Source organism: Streptomyces sp. McG3 (assembly GCF_018619185.1).
Lineage (GTDB): Bacteria > Actinomycetota > Actinomycetes > Streptomycetales > Streptomycetaceae > Streptomyces.
In genome coordinates, this window is sequence record NZ_JAAXYC010000132.1 from 1 (window position 1) to 21160 (window position 21160).

At 70.6% G+C, this 21160-nt stretch carries 11 protein-coding genes and 3 pseudogenes; 8 read left to right on the plus strand and 6 right to left on the minus strand.

The window, feature by feature from the left end:
* From HET64_RS21220 to HET64_RS21230, 3 genes and pseudogenes are all read right to left on the minus strand, one after another.
* A pseudogene (locus HET64_RS21220) lies at positions 1–396 on the minus strand (hypothetical protein); the annotation flags it as partial.
* A 9-nt stretch (positions 397–405) separates the two neighbouring features.
* The gene (locus HET64_RS21225) at positions 406–2787 is read right to left on the minus strand and encodes an FHA domain-containing protein (protein ID WP_215107896.1); all 2382 of its coding nucleotides are present in this window, start codon (positions 2785–2787) and stop codon (positions 406–408) included.
* A gap of 108 nt (positions 2788–2895) precedes the next feature.
* The gene (locus tag HET64_RS21230; RefSeq protein ID WP_215107897.1) at positions 2896–3312 is read right to left on the minus strand and encodes an ATP-binding protein; all 417 of its coding nucleotides are present in this window, start codon (positions 3310–3312) and stop codon (positions 2896–2898) included.
* 277 nt (positions 3313–3589) lie between these two features.
* Between HET64_RS21230 and HET64_RS21235 the strand changes: the two genes are divergently transcribed.
* Both HET64_RS21235 and HET64_RS21240 read left to right on the plus strand, forming a co-directional pair.
* Positions 3590–6943 (plus strand): LamG-like jellyroll fold domain-containing protein, encoded by a 3354-nt coding sequence (locus HET64_RS21235; RefSeq protein WP_215107899.1) that lies wholly within the window; start codon positions 3590–3592, stop codon positions 6941–6943.
* A gap of 242 nt (positions 6944–7185) precedes the next feature.
* Positions 7186–8820, plus strand: coding sequence for an alpha/beta hydrolase (locus HET64_RS21240; protein ID WP_215107900.1), 1635 nt, complete (start codon positions 7186–7188; stop codon positions 8818–8820).
* A 115-nt stretch (positions 8821–8935) separates the two neighbouring features.
* Here the strand turns inward: HET64_RS21240 and HET64_RS21245 are convergent, their stop codons facing one another.
* Both HET64_RS21245 and HET64_RS21250 read right to left on the minus strand, forming a co-directional pair.
* Positions 8936–11287: an AbfB domain-containing protein gene (locus tag HET64_RS21245; RefSeq protein ID WP_215107902.1), complete on the minus strand. Its 2352-nt coding sequence runs from the start codon at positions 11285–11287 to the stop codon at positions 8936–8938.
* Positions 11288–11348: 61 nt separating this feature from the next.
* Positions 11349–13793 (minus strand): RICIN domain-containing protein, encoded by a 2445-nt coding sequence (locus HET64_RS21250; protein WP_215107904.1) that lies wholly within the window; start codon positions 13791–13793, stop codon positions 11349–11351.
* Positions 13794–14421: 628 nt separating this feature from the next.
* Here HET64_RS21250 and HET64_RS21255 point away from each other — a divergent pair.
* The 6 genes and pseudogenes from HET64_RS21255 to HET64_RS21280 form a co-directional block, all read left to right on the plus strand.
* Positions 14422–15504: an ABC transporter substrate-binding protein gene (locus HET64_RS21255; RefSeq protein ID WP_215107906.1), complete on the plus strand. Its 1083-nt coding sequence runs from the start codon at positions 14422–14424 to the stop codon at positions 15502–15504.
* 93 nt (positions 15505–15597) lie between these two features.
* Positions 15598–17217 (plus strand): sugar ABC transporter ATP-binding protein, encoded by a 1620-nt coding sequence (locus tag HET64_RS21260; protein ID WP_215107909.1) that lies wholly within the window; start codon positions 15598–15600, stop codon positions 17215–17217.
* On the plus strand, positions 17214–18191 hold the full coding sequence (locus HET64_RS21265; RefSeq protein WP_215107911.1) for an ABC transporter permease: 978 nt from the start codon (positions 17214–17216) through the stop codon (positions 18189–18191). Before HET64_RS21260 ends, HET64_RS21265 begins: the two co-directional genes overlap by 4 nt.
* Positions 18188–19237 (plus strand): ABC transporter permease, encoded by a 1050-nt coding sequence (locus HET64_RS21270; protein ID WP_215107913.1) that lies wholly within the window; start codon positions 18188–18190, stop codon positions 19235–19237. The genes HET64_RS21265 and HET64_RS21270 overlap by 4 nt, the downstream gene beginning before the upstream one ends.
* Before the next feature lie 44 nt (positions 19238–19281).
* Complete coding sequence (locus HET64_RS21275; RefSeq protein WP_215107915.1) at positions 19282–20313, plus strand: LacI family DNA-binding transcriptional regulator; 1032 nt, start codon at positions 19282–19284, stop codon at positions 20311–20313.
* A 30-nt stretch (positions 20314–20343) separates the two neighbouring features.
* A pseudogene (locus HET64_RS21280) lies at positions 20344–20943 on the plus strand (galactose-1-epimerase); the annotation flags it as partial.
* On the opposite strand, the pseudogene HET64_RS40100 reads toward HET64_RS21280, so the two are convergent.
* Positions 20905–21160: pseudogene (locus HET64_RS40100) on the minus strand (hypothetical protein); the annotation flags it as partial. The pseudogenes HET64_RS21280 and HET64_RS40100 overlap by 39 nt on opposite strands.

A 21160-nucleotide genomic window follows, 5' to 3' on the forward strand; every position in this document is an offset into this window, starting at 1 on the left:
CTCCCCGTCCACCACCATCCCCACCCGCAGCCCCCGCGTCCGCTGCCGGAAACCCTCCCCGTCGCTGCGGCCCTCGGCCAGGTCCTGGGCCGCTCGGCGGTACCGGGTCAGCGATTCCTCCGCCCTCGCCAGCAGGGGTCGCGGATCCGCGGTGCGTGCGAGCGGCTGCCCGGCGGCCGGCGGGGGCTGCGGTACGGAGACGAGGAGCCGCCCGTCGACCCAGGCGGACCAGCCGTTGGAGCAGGCGACGTACGCCCAGTCCCCGCGCCGGTCCCGCAGCTCCACCGGCAGCAGGGCGTCCAGCGGGTCCGTGGGACGGGCGACGTCAGGAGACTCCCAGGCAGGCAGCCCGTCGGGCGGGACGACGTGCGTGGGACGGAACTCCGGGGTCGCCATGGAACCGCCTCACTTCCGCATGACCGCGGGCTCGTGCCGCCTCAGCAGTTTCGCGACCACGTATCCGAAGAGGAGCGAGAGGACGACCATCATGCCCATGTTGAGCAGCCAGACCCCCGCCGAGTGTCCGAAGAGCGGATCGGAGGTCAGCTCTCCCGGCACGATCCGCGCCAGATCGATCGTTCCGGCCATCGCCCCGAGCGCCCACCGCGACGGCACCAGCCATGCCAACTGCTCCACCCCGGGCACCCCGTTCAGCTTGAGCAGCGCGCCACAGAAGACGACCTGGACGATGGCGAGGAGGACCAGCAACGGCATCGTCACCTCCTCCTTGCGCACCAGCGCGGAGACCAGCAGGCCGAGCATCATCGCGGTGAAGGACAACAGGGCCACGGCCAGCGTGATCTCCACCAGCGGTGGCAGGAACACCCCTTCGCCGCCCGGCGCGTTGAGGTCGACGCCCACCAGACCCACCAGGGTCAGCACCACGGCCTGGAGGACGGTGACGGTCCCGAGCACCACGATCTTCGACATCAGATAGGCGGATCTGGACAGCCCGACGGCTCTCTCCCGCTGGTAGATCACCCGTTCCTTGACCAACTCCCTCACCGCGTTGGCCGCTCCGGTCAGCACGCCGCCCACGCACAGGATCAGCAGCGCGTTCATCGCCGTCTCCTGGGTGAGCCGGCTGCCGGCCAGCGCGCGGGCCATGGCTCCCATGACGAAGGGCAACGCGATCATGATGATCAGGAACGTCCGGTCCGCGCTCAGCGCGGAGGCGTACCGGCGCACCAGCGTGCTCAGTTGCGCACCCCAGTTACGGGTCTTCGGCGGCGGCGCGACCAGCGCTCCGGGCGCGGCGGGCGGCAGCTGCGGCTGCGCCGTGGCATTGACGATGTACTGCTGGTGGAAGGGCGAGCCGGCGTACGTGGCCGCCCAGTCGCGGTCGCGGTCGTTCTCGAACGCCTCGAACGCCTCCGGCCACTCCTCGAACCCGAAGAAGGCGAGGGCGTCCTCCGGGGGGCCGTAGTAGGCGATGCGCCCACCGGGTGCGAGGACGAGCAACCGGTCGCAGACCTCCAGACTCAGCACGCTGTGCGTGACGACGATGACGGTACGGCCGTCGTCGGCCAGCCCGCGGAGCATGTGCATGACCGAGCGGTCCATCCCGGGGTCGAGCCCCGAGGTCGGCTCGTCCAGGAAGAGCAGTGAAGGCTTCGTCAGCAGCTCCAGGGCCACGCTCACCCGCTTGCGCTGGCCGCCCGAGAGCGAGTGGATCGACTGGTCGGCGCGTTCTTCGAGGCCGAGTTCCCGGATCACTTCGGCGACCCTCTCCTGCCGCTCGGCCTTCGCGGTGTCCTGCGGGAAGCGCAGCTCGGCGGCGTAACCGAGGGCCTTACGCACGGTCAGCTGCGCATGCAGGATGTCGTCCTGCGGGACGAGGCCGATGCGCTGACGCAGCTCGGCGAAGTCCCGGTAGAGGTCACGGCCGTCGTAGAGCACCGTGCCGCTGTCGGCCGGGCGCTGGCCGGTGAGCGCGTTGAGCAGGGTGGACTTTCCCGCGCCGCTGGGGCCCACCACGCCGAGCAGGCACTTCTCGCCGACCGGGAAGGAGACCCGGTCCAGCAGGGTCTTGCCGCCCTTGCCGGCGCGGCCGACTGTCACCTCCAGATCCTGGACGTCCAGCGAGACCTCGCCGGTGTCCACGAACTCCTGGAGGGCGTCGCCGACCAGGCAGAACGCCGAGTGGCCGATGCCGACGATGTCACCGGGGCCGACGGGACCGCGGGCGACCGGCTGACCGTTGAGGAAGGTGCCGTTGTGGCTGCCGAGGTCGACGATCTCGTAGGCGCCGTCGGCCAGGGCCCGCAGTTCGGCGTGGTGGCGGGAGACCGCCAGGTCGTCGATGACGAGGTCGTTGCCGGGGTCGCGGCCGATCCGCACGGTCTTCGCGGGCAGCGGCCGCACCGTCGTCGGCTGCCGGAACGTGCCGGTCGCCGCGGGCATCGACACGGCCGACGGCCGGTCCACGGGGGCGGAGAGGGAGGGCGCGGCGGCGGGCGCGGGAGGTTCACGGCCCAGCAGGAGGGCGCGCGGTCCGTCGCTCGGGTTGCCGAAGCGGATCTCGCTGCCCGCGCCGACGTCCGTGGCGCGGACGCGCCGGCCGCCGGTGTACGTGCCGTTGGTGCTGTCCTCGTCCTCGATCGTCCAGTGACCGGCCTCGGGGTGCAGCACCGCGTGGTGCCAGGAGACCCGGATGTCGTCGATGACCACATCGCTCTCGGGGTCGCGCCCGACATGGTAGTCCCGGCTCGGACTCATCACCGTGGAGCCCAGATCGGTCTCCAGTACGAGTTCGGGCGCAGTCGGCGTCCCAGGCCGCTTTACCATGCCTGAATTCTACCGATACGTAACGATCGGCGCCCGCCGTCCGTTGCTCCCCCCTGGTCGGCGCCCGGTGCTGCCTCCGGGGCGCCCGGTCACCGGAGGCCGGGCGGCTCAGCGCGCCACGGTGGCGAGGATGACCTTCCCGCCGTCCGCCGCGTCGCGGACCCGTACCTCCTGGGCCAGCCGCTGGACCATCGGCCAGCCGAATCCACCGGTCAGGCCGGTCAGGTCGGGCGTCCGGTCCTGCGGGTGCGCCGGGCTCGGGTCGGTGACGCGGACATGGACGCCCCTGCGGTCCGCGGTCAGCCACAGCGCGGTGACGGCCCCCGCGTGCAGGACGGCATTGGTGACCAGCTCCGACACGAGGATCAGGAGACTCTGGACCGTGTGCGAGGTCGGCGCCGGGTGCAGCCGTGCGACGAAGGTGCTGACCGCGTCCCGCGCGTCGGCGGCCTTCTCCGGTCGGCAGACGAAGTCGGTGCGGGTCTCGCCGTCCGGTGAAAGCGTCATCAGAATGCGGTCGTTCATGGTTTCCACCCCGTCGCGTGAGCTTCCTGGCTGATAGGTCGGATACCCCCGAAACGGCATTCCATGGAAAACCGCCTGGATGAGGCACGCGAACCACGCGGAGCGCGCGGCGTATGCGCGGCCGGCCGTCGCGCGGCCGGGGCCCTGTCGGGGTGCGCTCCGTGGATCGGCGGTCTCGGCCGGCCCGTGGGGGTGCCGTGGCCGTACGGCGACGACATTTCTATCGTTGAAAATTCTGCGTGCACGACCGTTGTGCAGTGTTTGGTGTTGTGGCTCAATGTTCGACTATGTGCAGTGCCTCGCTGGTTCGAGGCACCCCCGGCTCTTCGACGAGGACGACGCCTTGAGACGACAACACCCGCGCCCCCGTGCCCTGTTCAGGGCCCTGACCTGCGCTGCGGCGCTGCTCATGCCGGTCGGTGCCATCCTGGTCCCGACGGCGGCCGCCGCACCCGCCGTACCGGCCGAAGTCACCGCGAAGGCCTTCACGGCCGACGACCCGGTCACCGATGTCCACGGGCTGAAGGGCGAGTACTTCAGCATGTCCGCCCCGGGCGCCCGTGACTTCGCGGAGCTCGGCGCCACCTCCCTGGACCCCGAGATCAACTTCCCCGGCCTCACGGGGACGTTCGAGTCGGCCACCGGTAAGACCGAGCACACGACGGCCCGTTGGACGGGGCAGTTGGAAGCGCCCGAGACCGGGGAGTACACCTTCTCCGCCATCGGCGACAACGGCTTCCGGCTCTTCCTCGACGGAAACGTTGTCATCGACCACTGGGAGCCGGACTGGGACAAGGAGCAGCACAGCGCCCCGATCTCCCTGAAAGCCGGGGAAAAGCACGACTTCAAGCTGGAGATGTTCCAGGACATCGGCGGCGCCAGCATGTTCCTGCGCTGGGGGAGCGACACCCTCAAGAAGCAGATCGTGCCCGAATCCGCGTTCACGCCGCCCGCCGGCTTCGAGGTCTACCCGGTCGCCCTGAGCGTCGCGAAGAACGGCAAGCGCCTCCAGGCCACCTTCAGGGACCGCGTCTCGGACTACCGGAAGGTGAAGGAACACCTCAAGATCGAGGTCGACACCTCCCCGATGCCGGTGAAGTCGGTGAACCGGGCCTCGGACGACCCGAGGGCGCTGATCATCGATCTCGCCGCACCGGTCCAGAAGGACCAGCGCGTCAAGGTCGTCTACGACGGCAAGGGCGGTCTGAAGTCGGGGACCGAGACCGTCCCGGAGATCGGCCGCACCGCCAAGAACCTCTCCACGCACCGCCTCACCACCACCTGGGGCGACAAGCTGGACAAGAACCACCCGCTGCCCGAGTACCCACGGCCGCAGCAGGTCCGCGACCAGTGGAAGAACCTCAACGGCCCCTGGGAGTTCGCCGGGGCCGCCGAGGGCGAGCAGCCGGTCTTCGGCAAGAAGCTCGACGAGAAGATCATCGTGCCGTTCCCGGTCGAGTCGCAGCTCTCCGGTCTGGAGCGTGACGAGGACCACATGTTCTACCGCAAGCTCGTCACCGTGCCGAAGAACTGGTCGGTCGGCAAGGACAAGAACGGCAAGGACAAGCGGCTGAAGCTCAACTTCGACGCCGTCGACTATCGGTCCACCGTCTGGGTCAACGGCACCAAGGTCGCCGAACACACCGGCGGCTACACCGGGTTCACCGCCGACATCACCGACGCGCTTCAGGGCGGCGGCCCGCAGGAGATCGTCGTCGCCGTCACCGACAAGACCGGCCCGAACCAGCCCAAGGGCAAGCAGTCCACCAACCCCGGCGGCATCGTCTACACCCCGACCTCCGGCATCTGGCAGACCGTGTGGATGGAGCCGGTCGCCCCCGCCGCCATCGACTCCCTGACCACCACCCCCGACATCGACACCGGCCGCCTCGCGGTCACCGTCAACTCCGCGAAGGCCTCCCCCGACGCCCGAATCACCGCCGTCGCCCGCGACCGCGGGGGCAAGGTCGTCGGCACGGTCACCGGACCGGCCAACCGTCAGCTCAGCCTGACCGTCAAGAACCAGCGCCTCTGGTCCCCGGACAACCCCTACCTGTACGACCTCGACGTCTCCCTCGCCGACGGCCGCTCCAAGGACAGCGTCGAGAGCTACTTCGGGATGCGCCAGCTGAAGATCGACAAGGTGGGCGGTTACCAGAAGCTCGTCCTCAACGGGAAGCCGTTCTTCTCCCTCGCCATGCTCGACCAGGGCTTCTGGCCCGACGGGCTGTACACCCAGCCCAGCGACGCCGCCCTCACCTTCGACCTGAAGGCCCAGAAGGACCTCGGCTTCAACGCCGTACGCAAGCACATCAAGGTGGAGTCGCCGCGCTGGTACTACCACGCCGACCGGCTCGGACTGCTGGTGTGGCAGGACTTCGTCAACGCCGACATCGACAACGACACCGGCAAGAACGCCTTCCTCACCCAGGGGAAGGAGATGATGAAGCAGTTCCACAACTACCCCTCGATCAGCGGCTGGATCGTCTTCAACGAGGGCTGGGGCGAGTGGGACCGCACCGAGACCGGCAAGATCGCCGAGGACGTCAAGGCGCTGGACCCGTCCCGCGTCGTCAACGCGCACAGCGGCGTCAACTGCTGTGCCTCCAAGGGTGATTCCGGCAAGGGCGAGATCATCGACCACCACGACTACGTGAACAACGACCCGGCCTTCCCGGACGACCGTCGCGCCGCGATGGACGGCGAGCACGGCGGCTTCACGCTCCGGACGCCGGGGCACATGTGGCGCGGTGCCCCCGCCAACATCTACAGCGGGGTCGCGGACAAGGCCGCCCTCACCGCCAAGTACGTCGACAACACCCGTACGTACTACCTCGCCGCCGCCGGCGCCGAGCTGTCCGGTTCCGTCTACACCCAGGTCAGCGACCTGGAGAACGAGCTGAACGGTCTGTGGACGTACGACCGTCGGGAGATCAAGGTCGACCCGAAGAAGGTCCGGGAGATCAACCGTCAGGTCATCGCCGCCGGGGCGGAAGCCGGTGAGCGCGACGAGCTGAAGGGCGGCGGCTCCTGGTCGCTCGACGAGAACAAGGGCACGACCTCCCGCGACAGCGGACCCAACAGAGCCCATCTCGCCCTGGAGGGCGGCACGTCCTGGGCGCCGGGCGTCACGGGCTCGGCGCTGAAGTTCGACGGTGAGGGGCAGTACGCGCAGAGCGCCGGCCCGGTCGTGGACACCACGAAGGACTACACGGTCTCCGCGTGGGCCTCGCTGGACGCCGTGCCCAGCAACTACGCCACCGTCGTCAGCCAGGACGGCCGCCGTACCGAGAACCCCTTCTACCTCCAGTACGGGCAGGGCGCGTTCGCCTTCTCCACCCCGGGCGGCAAGCGCGCCCGCCTGGAGATCACCCCGGAGACCGGCCAGTGGTACCACCTGGTCGGAGTCCGCGAGGGCGACACGATCACGCTGTACGTCGACGGGAAGCCCGCCGCCACCACCGAGGCCGGGCCGGCCGATGTGAGCACCGGCCCGCTCTCCGTCGGGCGGGCCCAGTACGACGGTGCCAGGGGGGACTTCTGGAACGGCTCCGTCGATCAGGTCGGCGTGTACGACAAGGCCCTGACCGCCGAGGAGGTGTCCGCACTCCACGGCCGTCAGCAGCCGTAGCGGGCGCAGGCCCCCGGGTCCGCTTTCCCCGCGCCGGACCTCCCGGCGCGGGGGAGGCGGCCCTGCCCCCGTCCTCCGCTTCTACAACTCGCGGACCATGCCGGTCGGTTGCGTGTCACTCCCAGGGTGGAGTGAGGTGCGGCCCGACGGGGGATCCGCACGCACGGGCGGTTCCTGAATGATCCTTCCTGTCCGAACATGTGACCGGAAGGATCGATATCGTGCGCAACAGCCGACGTCTCGTGCCCCTGTTAGCGGTAGGCCTCACGGCAACGCTCGTCCCCGCGCTGGCCACCTCCACGGCCACCGCCGCTCCGGCCGCCTTCCCGTCGGCGTCCTCCCCGGCCGGCGCGTCCCCGTCCGCCGGCAAGGACGCGCTGCACCGGTACGCGCAGCAGAAGCCGCGCTGGAAGCGGTGCGAGGCCGCCGCGCCCGCGGAGTTCCAGTGCGCCACGATCAAGGTCCCACTGGACTACCGGAAACCCGGGGGCGATCGGATCGACCTGGCCATATCCCGGATCAGGACCACCGTACCCGGCAAGCGCCACGGTGTCCTGCTCTCCAACCCCGGCGGCCCGGGCGGCGAAGGCCTGTACATGCCGCTGTCGATGGCCGAGTCGCTCCCCGCGTCCGCGCGGCAGAAGTACGACCTCGTCGGCTTCGACCCGCGCGGTGTGGGACGGAGCAGCCCGGTCTCCTGCGGCATGGGGCCGGAGGAGGAGAACTGGCTGCGGCCGTACAAGGAGGAGACGTTCGACGACGACGTCGCCTGGGCGCGGACCTTCGCCGACAAGTGCGAGGAGAAGGCGGGCGACGTGCTCCCGCACATCACCACGCGCAACACCGCCCGCGACATGGACCTGCTCCGGGCGGTCCTCGGCGAGAGGAAGATCAGCTATGTGGGCTACTCGTACGGCACCTACCTCGGGGCCGTCTACACCCAGCTCTTCCCGCGGCGCGCCGACCGGTTCGTGCTGGACAGCGCGGTCGACCCGGAACGCGCCTGGCGGGGGATGATCCAGTGGTGGGCGGAGGGCGCCGAGCCCGCGTTCGACCGCTGGACCGCGTGGGCCGCCGAGCGTTCGGAGCGGTACGGCCTCGGCGACACCCCGAAGAAGGTCGAGGGGACCTTCTGGGACCTGGTCGCGCGGGCCGGCGAGGAGCCCATCGACCTGGACGGGCAGCTGGTCACCGGCGACGACCTCCGCGGCGGCATGCGGGCGGCGGTCTTCAGCCCCCGGTCGGCCACCGAGGCCTTCGTGGAGCTGAAGAAGGCGGCCGACGGCAAGACCGTCACGCCGGAGAAGCTCAAGGCGTTCACCGGAGACGAGGAGCGGGGAACGGAGGGCGAGGCCGTCGAGACGCCCGCGGACAACATGTCTGCGAGCTTCTGGGCCGTGGTGTGCGGCGACAACTCCGCCGCGTGGTCCCGCGACCCCGAGAGCTACCGGCGCGACGCCATCGCGGACCAGGGCCGCTATCCGCTCTTCGGTGACTTCGCTTCCAGCATCAAGCCCTGCGCGTTCTGGGACAGGTCCAAGGAGCGGGCGACCGAGGTGAACAACAAGGTCGAGTCCCTGGTGGTCCAGAACGAGTGGGACTCGCAGACGCCGCTGCCCAGCGGCCAGGCCCTGCACACACAGCTGCGCGGGTCCAGGATGGTCACCGTCCTCGGCGGCGAGGGCCACGGCGTCTACCCCAGCGGCAACCCGTGCGCGGACGGCCCGGTCAACCGCTACCTGCTCACCGGCAGGCTCCCGGCGAAGGACGTCACCTGCCGGGCGACCGCCGAGTCGAACGCGAAGGCAGGGCAGAACCAGCAGGAGGACGTGCTCCCCGGTTCTCCGCTCCCGGACCGCGCCCCTGACCGCTTCTGACCCCGGCCGCACATCTCCACCCGCACACAGCCGGCCCGGCCGCGACGGAAGGCTCTCTCCGTCGTGGCCGGGCCGGCCGGTCGTTCACCCGCTCATCGTCATCGGCCCCCGGGGATCACGGGGTCCAGGGCGCGTCCACCGCCCAGGTGGTGTCCTCGGCGAAGGAGGCCGGGCTGTCGAAGGCCCGCCCGCCGCCGGGGGTGGCGAGCCACACCTCGGAGTCGATGTGGCGCAGATAGCTGCCGGGCAGATTGGCGCTGGTGAACCGCACCCCGCCGTTGCCCGCGACCGCGCACCAGGTGGCATCGGCCTTGAAGAGCGCGGAGTTGTCGTTGGCGTCGCGGCGCACGCGGAACTCCCGGTGGCGGAGGAACTCGCCGGGGTAGTTCCGGGACTCGAAGGAGTAGCAGTTGCCGTTGGCGAGACCGGGGACGATCTTCCAGGTGGCGTCCGCCTTCAGCACGGCCGGACTCCCGCTGTTCACCACCTCGGTGAAGGCCAGCCCGTCGTAGTGCCGCAGGTGCTTCGTCGTGTGCCCGGGGGTCGTGACCCGCAGCGACCTGTTCTGTCCGGTGGGGAGGTTCACCGGGGGAGCGGGGTTCCGGGACGCCTGGATCAGGGCCTGGTTGGCGGCCTTCACCCGGGCGGTGTCGACCTTGACCACCTGGCGGTCGTAGGTCAGCAGCCCGTTCGCCTCGTTCTCGACGTCCGTGATCTCCGTGTAGACCGACGCGGAGAGCCCGGCGGGCAGCTGGCCGACGCGGATGGCGTCGAGGAGCCCGACGAACCGGTTGTTGAGGGCCGCGATGCTCGGCTGGTCCTCGTAGCTGAAGCCGCCACCCGGATACCACTCGTGACCGGGCACCTTGTAGCCGAGCCCGCCGAACTCGCCCAGCACGGCGGCCCGGGTGGCGCTCGGCGCGGTGTTGCCGGGGCCGACGTAGATGTGGTTGTCGACCACGTCGCCGTTGCCGCCGTCGACCGAGCCGCAGCAGTTGACCCCGCTCATGTTGTTGACCAGGCGCGAGGGGTCCTGGGCCTTGACCTCGTCGGCGATCCGGGCCTGGTCGTACTGCCCCCAACCCTCGTTCTGGTTGACCCACATCACCACCGACGGTGAGCTGCGGTGCTGGTCGATGATGGTGCGGTACTCCGCCTCCCACTGGGTGCGCGCGGGCCCGTCCGGCACCTTGCCGGTGTCCATCGACGGCATGTCCTGCCAGACCAGCAGCCCCAGCTTGTCCGCCCAGTAGAACCACCGCTGCGGCTCCACCTTGATGTGCTTGCGGACCATGTTGAAGCCGAGGTCCTTGTGCGCCTGGAGGTCGTACTTCAACGCCTCGTCGCTCGGCGCGGTGTAGATGCCGTCCGGCCAGTACCCCTGGTCCAGGGTGCCGGTCTGGAACACGAACTTCCCGTTCAGCACCGGCCGCAGGATGTTGTCGACCTTCGCGATCCCCACCGACCGCATGCCGGTGTAGCTGCCCACGGTGTCGGTGACGGCCGACCCGTCGAGCAGGTCCGCCCTCACGTCGTACAGGAAGGGATCCTCGGGGGTCCACAGCCGCGGATTCGGAACGGGTACGGAGATCTCCCCGCCCGCCGCGCCGGTCGCCGTACCCACCACCGTACCGCCGCTGGAGACGGTGATCCGGGCGCTCCGGCCCGCCGCGCCCGCCGTCTGCACCTTCACCCGCAGGGTGCTGTCGCCCAGGTTCGGCGTCATGTCGAGGCGGGTGATGTGGGCGGGGGCCACCGGTTCCAGCCAGACCGTCTGCCAGATGCCGGAGGCCGCGGTGTAGAAGATCCCGCCGCCCGGGTGCGGCTTCACGTCGTTGAGGCGCTGCTTGCCGACCGCCTGGCCGCCCGTCTGGCTCGGGTCGTACACGGAGACCACGACCGTGTTCGTACCCCCGTTGAGCCGCGGGGTGATGTCGTACGCGAACGAGTCGAAGCCGCCCTTGTGCGCCCCGACCTCGGCGCCGTTGACCCAGACCGTGGTCTGCCAGTCGGAGGCCCCGAAGTGCAGCTTGACCCGGCGGCCGTCCCAGTTCGCGGGGACGCTGAAGGTCCGCTTGTACCAGAGCTTGTCGTTCTCGGTGATACGGCGCTGGATGCCGGAGAGCGCGGACTCGGCGACGAACGGGACCCGGATCTGCTCCGGGAAGGCCGCCGGCTGCCCCGCGTCACGGCCGGTGACGGCGAAGTCCCAGATGCCGTTGAGGTTCGTCCAGTCCGGGCGGGTCAGCTGCGGGCGCGGATACTCCGGCAGCGGCTTGTCGACGGGGACCTGGTTCGTCCACGGCGTCGTCATGGGTGCCGGCTTCGGCTCCCAGGCGGCGGGCGCGGCGGCGGCGGGGGAGGTGCCGGTCCCCACGAGGGCGGTGGCCATCAGGGCGAGGAGGCCGGTGGTGGCCGTTAACCTCCGCCACCAGGTGCGATGGCGGGGTGCGGGTGCTGGTCGCATGGTGTGGACATCCCTTTCGTGGTTGTGAGGGGAGGAGCGGGTGGTGGGTCAGGGAGGGTTCTCACAGGAGCCGCCACAGGTGGTCGGCGGTTCCGTTGTCGTCGGACTGGACGACGTGGGCGCTGTCGGCCGTGGACATCCCGTCCACGCCCAGCACCTTGGCGGAGTTCCGGTTGCGGACGCGGTACCAGCCGTCACCGTCCGGGACGAGCCGCCAGAGGTGGTCGGCGGTGTCGTTGTCGTCGAACTGCACGACGTGCGCGCTGTTCGCGGTCGACATCAGGTCGACGCCCAGCACCTTGCCGCTGTGCCGGTTGCGGATCCGGTACCAGCCGTCCCCGTTGGCCACCAGCCGCCAGAGGTGGTCGGCCGTCCCCGTGTCCCCGAACTGCACGACGTGGGCGCTGTTCGCGGTCGACATGCCGTCCACGCCGAGCACCTTGCCCGAGTGCCGGTTCGCGATCCGGTACCAGCGGTCCGCCAGCCACGGTTCCGCGTCGGGGGCGGCCGTCGGGAAGGACGTGATCCGCAGCCGGGCCGCGCCCATCGGCACCAGGGTGACCTCCTCGACCGGCTCGGTCGAGCGCGCCGGACTCGCCCGGAGCGGAGCGACCACCCGCTCGTCGTCCGCCGTCCACTCCGGGATGCGGCGGGCGCGGGCGGACAGGGTGAGCGGGGTGCCCTCCAGGGTGAACGGGTTGTCGCCGGGCGCCCGGCCCGTGGAGCGGTGGCGCAGGGACGCGGACGGGCGGGCGGGGTCCAGGACGAGGCCGTAGTTCCAGGGACTCGTGGCGTGGACCGCGTACTCCGGGAACGTGTCGCTGCCGCCGATCCGCTCGTACTCCTCCCCGATCCGCAGCGAGTACGTCAGCGGCCCGTGGTCCACGCTGACCGAACCGTGGTTCTCCGCCCAGGTGCGTACGGTGGTGCGCTGCGGCAGCCGCAGGGTGACCTCGTCGCCGCTCGACCAGGTCCGCTCGATCCGGGTGAAGGCCGGTCCGGCGGGCGCGGCGACCCGCTGCCCGTTGACCCGGATGTCCGGATCCGCGCACCAGGCCGGGACGCGCAGGACCAGTGGGAAGCGCAGGGGCTTCGGCGAGGTGAGGGAGAGCCTGACCGTGTCGGTGAAGGGGTAGCCGGTCTCCTCCGCGAACGTCACCTCCGTGCCGTCCGCGACCTTCGCCGTCACCTCGCTCGGCGCGTACATCGCCGCCGCGAGCCCCCCGTCGGGGGTGGCGAGCCACAGCTCCTCGGTGAAGTACGGCCAGCCCATGCCGTAGTTGTGCGGGCAGCAGCGGTACTGGTCGACGCCCGGCAGATACGCCAGCATCGCGAAGCCGTTCTGGAACTGGCGGTCCCGCTTGGGCGCGTTGTCCAGGTCCACGCTGTTGGCGCAGGTGATGTAGTGCACCGCCCTGCCCGATGGATCGAGCGACGCCGGGAGCGAGTTGAACGCCAGCTCCTCGCAGCGGTCCGCCCACAGCGGGTCCCCGGTGATCCGGGTGAGCAGCTGGTGGCTCGCCATGAACTCGACGATCCCGCAGGTCTCGAAGCCCTGGCGGGGGTCGCCGTGGCCCGGCCGGGCGTTCTCGTCGCCGGCGAAGCCGCCGCCGGGGAACCGGCCGTAGGCGTCCATGGCCTTCGCGTACGTGCCGTAGGTGTTGCGCGTGTCGGTGGCCGAACCGCTGCGCAGCGCGAACTGGGCCGGTTCGCGGAAGCCCTGCGCGATGTTGACGTTGTGCGGGTTGACCAGGTTGTCGCCCCAGTCGGCCCCGTACCGGTGGATCTTGTCGACGAGGTCCAGGAGGAACGCGTCGCCGGTGCGGTTGTAGAGCCACATGACGCTGTCGAGGCCGTCGCCCCAGCGCAGGGCGATCCAGCTGGTGTCGAAGGCCCCCGGTCCCTGGGCGTTCATGTAGCGGAAGAAGCGGCTGAGGAAGGGGATGATCCGGGTGTCGCCGCTGTACTCCTGCCAGGAGCGCAGGGCCTGGATCAGGGGGAGGAACGGCCAGAAGTCGGGCCCGCCGTTCAGTGAGGTGCGCAGCGCCTTCGGGCCGAAGAAGCCGTCGGGCTGCCCGGTGGCGAGGATCGCGTCCAGCCAGCGGCGGGTGGCGGCCAGTGCGTCCGCGTCACCGGTGACGATCGCGAGATCGGCGTATCCGCGCAGCCAGTAGGGGACTTCCTCCCAGCCGCCCCGGTCCGGGCGGACCCAGCCGGTGGCGGTGAAGTCGAGGAAGTGCGAGAACTCCTCGTACCGGCCGCACAGCCCCTCCAGTTGCAGCTTCAGCTGACCGGCCAGCCAGCCGCGCGCGGTTACCCTGCCGGGCGGCAGCTTCAGGAACGCGGTGGGGTGCAGCGGGGCGGCGTTGGGGGAGTAGTGGCCGCCCCGGGCGGCCCGGGCCCGGTGGCGGTCGGGGGTCGCGGCGGTCGCCCACCGGCTCGTCGCGCCGGTGGTGATCGCGGTGGCCACCGCGGAGGTGATGAGCTGCCTGCGGTTCAGGGGCATCGGTGCGGCTCCTGCTCTCGGGCCCGGCCGCCTGTGCCGCGGCCGGCTCGGTGGGGGTGACCGCGCGGCGCCGTGGCCGTGCGGGGCGGGGCTTGGGCGGTGCGCTGTGCGGCTGACGTGCGGCTGACGTGCGGCGGAGCGGTGAACGGGAGCCTGCCGGGTGTGTGGTGGGCCAGGACGGACCGGGGCGCGGGGCAGCGGCGGCCGGCCGGGCGCACGCCGAAGGCCGCCGTCGCGCGGCGGGGCGGTCGGACGGCAACCGTTCTTGCAACGTTGAAAATCGAGCGTCCGGCGGTATGACAGCACGGCGTCGGGCGGGTGTCCAGGTCTCGCGCAGAGCCTGTGCCGAAGGGTGATCCGTAGACCGGCGATGAGCTCTGGCGGTCTGCCGACACATTTTGGAAACGCATCGACATCGCTCTTGCCGCCCGTGCCGCACCGCATATATAACGTTGTAAACCGAGCCGCCGACAGGCCGCGCAGACTCTCACGACCACTGTTCCCGCAGTACGGAGCAGGGATGTGAGCAATGCGGCGGCAGCGGCCGCAGAGCAGCCGATGCCTCGTCCCGCATGCCCGACCGCACGCCGATCAGCGTGCCGTCAACCCGCCAAGGAGCGTTCCGCGCATGATGATCCAGCGTCGATCCCGTACCCTCGCCGTGGCCTGCGTCCTCGCCGCCACCACGCTGGCCGCCGCCGGCTGCGCCAAGTCGGAGACCTCCAACAACGCGGGCGGCGACAGCAGTCAGGGAGCGCAGGAGGCCAAGACCCCCGATTCCTCGTCCGGTTCGGGCTGCAAGCTGGAGACCTACGGCGCGCCCGAGCTGGACCTCAAGGACGCCGTGGTCGGCTTCTCCCAGTCGGAGAAGGAGGCCAATCCCTTCCGGATCGCCGAGACCCAGTCCATCAAGGACGAGGCGAAGAAGATCGGCGTCAAGAAGCTCCTCACCACCAACGCCCAGTCCCAGCTGTCCAAGCAGATCAGCGACATCCAGGACATGCTGTCCCAGGGCGCCCAGTTCCTCATCGTCGCCCCGCTCAACTCCGACGGTCTGGAGCCCGCGCTGAAGGCCGCGGCCGCCAAGAAGGTCCCCGTCCTCACCATCGACCGCAAGGTCAACTCCACCGCCTGCAAGGACTACGTGGCCTTCCTCGGCTCCGACTTCGTCGAGCAGGGCAAGCGCGCGGCCGACGCGATGATCAAGGTCACCGGCGGCAAGGGCAAGGTCGCCATCCTGCTCGGCGCGTCCGGCAACAACGTCACCACCGACCGCACCAAGGGCTTCGTCGACCAGGTCAAGGCCGAGGCCCCCGGCCTGGAGATCGTCGCCCAGCAGACCGGCGAGTTCGCCCGCGACAAGGGCCAGCAGGTCATGGAGCAGCTCATCCAGTCCAAGCCCGACATCACCGCCGTCTACGCCGAGAACGACGAGATGGGCCTCGGGGCCGTCACCGCGCTGAAGGCCGCCGGCAAGAAGCCCGGCAAGGACGTCAAGATCGTCTCCGTCGACGGCACCCGCAACGCCGTCCAGGCCCTGGTCAACGGCGAGTACAACGCCGTCATCGAGTCCAACCCGCGCTTCGGCCCGCTCGCCTTCGCCACCGCGCAGAAGTTCTACGCCGGTGAGGAGATCCCCGAGAACGTGATCATCACCGACCGCGAGTACGACGAGGCCAACGCCAAGGAATCGCTCGGCGGAGCGTACTGACCCCGTCGGACGGCCGGCCGCCGCGACGCCCGGGGCACCCCGCGGCGCCCGGCGGCCCGGTCCCATTCCCGTAACACCGGAAGGCCAGGATTCATGGCACCAACCCCAGCGACACCCCAGCACCCGGATCCCCCCGGGGCCGGTGCCGCCGCCGTGGCGGACCCCGTCCTCGAAGCCCGCTCGGTGAGCAAGCGGTTCCCGGGCGTCGTCGCCCTGGACGACGTCTCCTTCGCCCTGCGCGCGGGCGAGGTCCACGCGCTCGTCGGCGAGAACGGGGCCGGCAAGTCCACCCTCATCAAGGTGCTCACCGGCGTCTACCGGAGCGACGAGGGCGAGGTGCGCGTGAGTGGCGAACCGGTCCGCTTCGCCCGCCCGTTCGAGGCGCAGCAGGCCGGGATCTCCACCATCTACCAGGAGGTGAACCTCGTCCCGCTGATGAGCGTGGCGCGCAACATCTTCCTGGGCCGGGAGCCGAAGAACCGCCTCGGGCTCATCGACTTCGCCCGGATGAACCGCGAGACCACCGAACTCCTCGACGGCTTCGGCGTCCGCGTCGACCCCAAGCGGCCCCTGCACACGCTCGGCATCGGCACCCAGCAGATGGTGGCGCTCGCCCGCGCCGTCTCCGTACGGGCCCAGGTCGTCATCATGGACGAACCCACCTCGTCGCTGGAGCCCCGCGAGGTCGAGACCCTCTTCCGGGTCATCGAGAACCTGCGCGGCCAGGGCATCGCCGTCCTCTACGTCAGCCACCGCATGGACGAGCTCTACCGCATCTGCGACCGGGTCACCGTCCTGCGCGACGGCCGCCACATCCACACCGGCGAACTGGCCCCGCTGGAACGCATGCAGCTGGTGTCGATGATGCTCGGCCGCGACATGGCCGAGGTCCGCCGCGACGGCCTCACCGGCTTCGCCGCCGAAGGGCACGACGCCGCCCGCACCCCCGTCCTCACCGCCAAGGGCCTCGACCGCCGCCACCAACTGCACGACATATCCGTCGAGCTGTACGCCGGTGAGGTGCTGGGACTCGGCGGGCTGCTGGGCTCCGGGCGCAGCGAGACCGCGAAGGCGCTCACCGGCGCGCTCCCCCTGGACGGCGGGGAGATCACCGTCGACGGCAAGCGCCTCGGCCGCCCCACCCCTGCCGCCGCCATCCGCGCGGGCATCAGCATGCTCCCCGAGGACCGCAAGGCCGAGGGCATCGTCCCCGGCCTCTCCGTCCGCGAGAACATCGTGCTCGCCGCCATGCCCCGGCTCTCCAGGGGAGGCATCGTCTCCCGCGCGAAGCAGGACCGCGTCGTCGACATCTTCATGAAACGGCTGCGGATCAAGGCCTCCGGCCCCGAGCAGAAGGTCGGCGAACTCTCCGGCGGCAACCAGCAGAAGGTGCTGCTCGCCCGCTGGCTCTGTCTGGAGCCCAAGGTGCTGCTGCTCGACGAGCCCACCCGGGGCATCGACGTCGGCGCCAAGGCCGAGGTGCAGTCCCTCATCGACGAACTCGCCCGCGAGGGACTCGCCGTGCTGCTGATCTCCTCCGACATCGAGGAGCTGATCGAGGGCGCCGACCGCATCGTCGTCCTGCGCGGCGGGGCGGTCGCCGGTGAACTCGCCGGCGACGAGGTGGACGAGAGCCGCCTGCTCGAAGTGCTCGCCGACCACACGCCCGATTCCGGTGGGAAGGCCCCGGCCGCCCAGGAGGACCCCCGATGACCACCCAGGCCACCCTGCCACGCCCCGCCGCGAAGCCACTGGCCCGGCTGCGCGACCCCGCCTGGTACCAGGAGTACGGCGTGTACGCGGCCGTCGCCGTCGTGCTGCTGTTCAACGCGCTGTTCACCGAGCACTTCATGACGGCCGACAACCTGCGCACCCAGCTCGTCCAGGTCGCGCCCATCGTGATCGTCGCCCTCGGCATGGCCCTGGTCATCGGCACCGAGGGGATCGACCTCTCCGTCGGCTCCACCATGGCGCTCGCCGCCGCCCTGCTGCCGCTCTACCTCGGCTACGGGCTGGTCCCCGCACTGCTGATCGCGCTGCTCGCCGGAGCGGTCGTCGGCGCGGTCAACGGGACGCTCGTCTCGCTGATCGGGCTGCAACCGATCGTGGCGACCCTCGCCCTGTTCGTCGGCGGCCGGGGGCTCGCCCTCGTGATGGCGGACGGCCAGCTCAAGCAGATCGTCAACCCCGACATCCTCGCGCTGGGCACCGGCTCCTTCCTCGGCATCCCGACGGTCGTCCTCATCGCGGGCGCCCTCGCGCTCGCCGTGGCCTTCCTGGTGCAGCGCACCACCTTTGGCCGCCAGATCGTCGCCATCGGCGGCAACCGTTCGGCCGCGACACTCTCCGGACTGCCCGTCAAGCGCGTCCTGATCGGCGTCTACATCCTGTGCGGGGTGATGGCCGCCCTCGCCGGCATCCTCGCCACCGCCCGGCTCACCGCCAGCGACCCCTCCTCGCTCGGCACCCTCATGGAGCTGTCCGCCATCACGGCGGTCGTCGTCGGCGGCACCCCGCTGAACGGCGGCTCCATCCGGGTGCTCGGCACCGTCGCGGGCGCCCTGCTGATGCAGTTGCTGCGCGCGACCCTCGTCAAGCACGACCTGCCCGACTCCACCGCACAGATCGCCCAGGCGGCCATCATCATCGCCGCCGTCTACGTCGCCCGGGAGCGTAGGTCCCGATGAACAACACCCCACCGGCCACCGTGCCCGCGGCCGAGGCCCCGGCGCCGCTCAAGAGCGCCCCCTCGCGCCCCGAACCCCGCCCCGGACGCACCACCGGCTCCCGGATCGGCGAACTTGTCCAGCGCCAGGGCGTCCTCGCGGTCCTGCTGACCGTGATCCTCATCGCCTCGTTCGTCTACCCGACGTTCGCGAGCCTCGACAACGCCCGGGGCGTCACCGTCCAGGCCTCGTTCCTCGCGATCGTCGCCCTCGGCATGACCCTGGTCATCATCACCGGCGGTATCGACCTCTCCGTCGGCTCCGTCTTCGCCCTCGGCGGCGTGCTGGCCGCCTGGGCCTCGCAAGGGGGGTTCTTCGCCGCCCTCCTCGTACCCCTGGTGGTCTGCGGCGCGATCGGGCTGCTCAACGGGCTCCTCATCGCCCGCGCGAACATGGCCCCCTTCATCGTCACGCTCGCCACCCTCCTCGCGGCGCGCGGCATGCTGCTCGCCTTCACCGACGAGGGCGCCACCACCTACCTGGTGCCCAAGGACTCCGCCTTCGCCGAGCTCGGCCAGGGCAGTGTCTGGGGCTTCGGCTACCCGATCCTGATCGCCCTGGCCCTCTTCGGGGCGGGCGGACTCCTGCTCCAGCGGACCTCGTTCGGACAGAGCCTGTTCGCCGTCGGCGGCAGCAGCGACGCGGCCACCCTCATGGGCCTGCCCGTCGCCCGGACGAAGATCCTCGTCTACACCCTCAGCGGACTGCTCGCCGGACTCGCCGGAGCACTCAACGCCGCCCGCCTCTCCTCCGGCGTCACCATCGTCGGCGTCGGCATGGAACTCGACGCGATCTCCGCCGTCGTCATCGGCGGCACCCTCCTCATCGGCGGCGCGGGATCCATCAGCGGCACTCTCTGGGGCGTCCTGCTCCTCGCCGTGATCCAGAACCTCATCAACCAGATCGGCTCACTCAACTCCTCGTACCAGTCGGTGGTCAGCGGCGGCTTCCTTATCGTTGTCGTGGTGGCGCAGCGTTACCTCGCGCGCAGCCGGAGAACCACCTGAACCGTACGGATCGGGCCGAGTCGAACCAAGCAACAAGGAGTGCCGTGGGCGTCAGCCTCAAGGACGTGGCTCAACGGGCGGGCGTGTCCATCAAGACCGTGTCGAACGTGGTCAACAACTATCAGCACGTCACCCCGAAGATGCGGGCCAAGGTCCAGCAGGCGATCGACGAGCTCGGCTACCGGCCGAACCTCACCGCCCGCCACCTCCGCAAGGGCCGCACGGGCATCATCGCCCTCGCCGTCCCCGAATTCGGCAACCCGTACTTCGCGGAGCTGGCCGGCGAGGTCGTCGACGCGGCGGCCCGGCACGACTACACCGTCCTGGTCGACCACACGGCGGGCCTGCGGGAGAAGGAGCTGCTGGTCTGCCAGGGGTTCCGCTCCCACGTCATCGACGGCCTCATCCTCAGCCCCATCCACCTGGAGACCGAGGACCTCATGGCCCGCACCGAGACCGCGCCGCTGGTGCTGCTCGGCGAGCGCGAGTACGAGGCCCCCTACGACCACATCGCCATCGACAACGTGGCCGCGGCCCGCGAGGCCGTCGCCCACCTCATCGCCCTGGGCCACCGCAGGATCGCCTTCCTCGGCTCCCGCACCGGCCGGGAACGCCAGCCCGCCCACCTCCGGCTGCGCGGCTGGCGCGAGGAGTTGGCCGCCTCCGGCATCGAACCCGACGAGTCCCTCGTCGTCGTCACCGACGGTTACGGGCGCGAGGACGGCGCGGCGGCGATGGCCTCCCTCCTCGACCGGGGCGAGCGGCCCGACGCCGTGTTCGCGTACAACGACATGATCGCGACCGGTGCCATGCGCACCATCACCGAACGCGGCCTCGCCATCCCGGACGACATCGCCGTCGTCGGCTTCGACGACATCGAGGAGAGCCGGTACGGGGCCACCACCCTCACCACCATCGCGCCCGACAAGGCGGCCATCGCCCGGCTCGCCGTCGACAGCCTCGTCGAACGCCTCGCGGGCACCACCGTCGCCGAACCCCGGCGGCCCCGCCCCGGCTACCGACTGGTCGTCCGCGAATCCACCACGCCCCGCGAGGCTCCCGGACCGCCCCGCTAGCGGCCCCTTCCGTCCCCCAAGGAACTCCTCATGCCCACCGTGCACCGCAAACCGTTCGGCCGCGCCCACGGGCAGAGCGAGATCGACCTCTGGACCCTCGACTCCGGCACCGGTGTCCGGGCCGAGATCCTCACCTACGGCGGTGTCCTGCACAGCCTCACCGTGCCGGACACCGCGGGCAGTCCCGGCCCGGTCGTCCGCTCGCTGCCCGCGCTCGACGACTACACCGACAAGAACCCGTACTTCGGGGCCGTCGTCGGCCGGTACGCCAACCGCATCGCCGACGGGCGCTTCACCCTCGACGGGACCACGCACCACATCCCCGCGAACGACCGGGGCCACGCCCTGCACGGGGGTCCCGACGGTTTCCACACCAAGGTCTGGGAGGCCACCGGGGACCGTACCGACAGCACCGCCGCCCTCCGGCTCACCCTGCACAGCCCCGACGGCGACATGGGCTTCCCCGGAGCGCTCGACGTCACCGCCACCTACACCCTGGACACCACCGGGACCCTCGCCGTCGACTACCGGGCCGTCACCGACCGGCCCACCGTCGTCAACCTCACCAACCACTCCTACCTCAACCTCGGCGACGACGACGTCCTCGGCCAGCATGCGGGCGTAGACGCTGGTCTCGACGTCCTCGGTCTTGCGCAGGACACCGTCCTCGCCGCGGTCGGCGATCTTCAGCTTGAGACCGCGCTCGGTACCGCAGTCCTCCTCGCGGATGATGACGTCCTGCGAGACGTCCACCAGACGACGGGTGAGGTAACCCGAGTCGGCGGTACGCAGGGCGGTGTCCGCGAGGCCCTTACGGGCACCGTGGGTGGCGATGAAGTACTCGAGG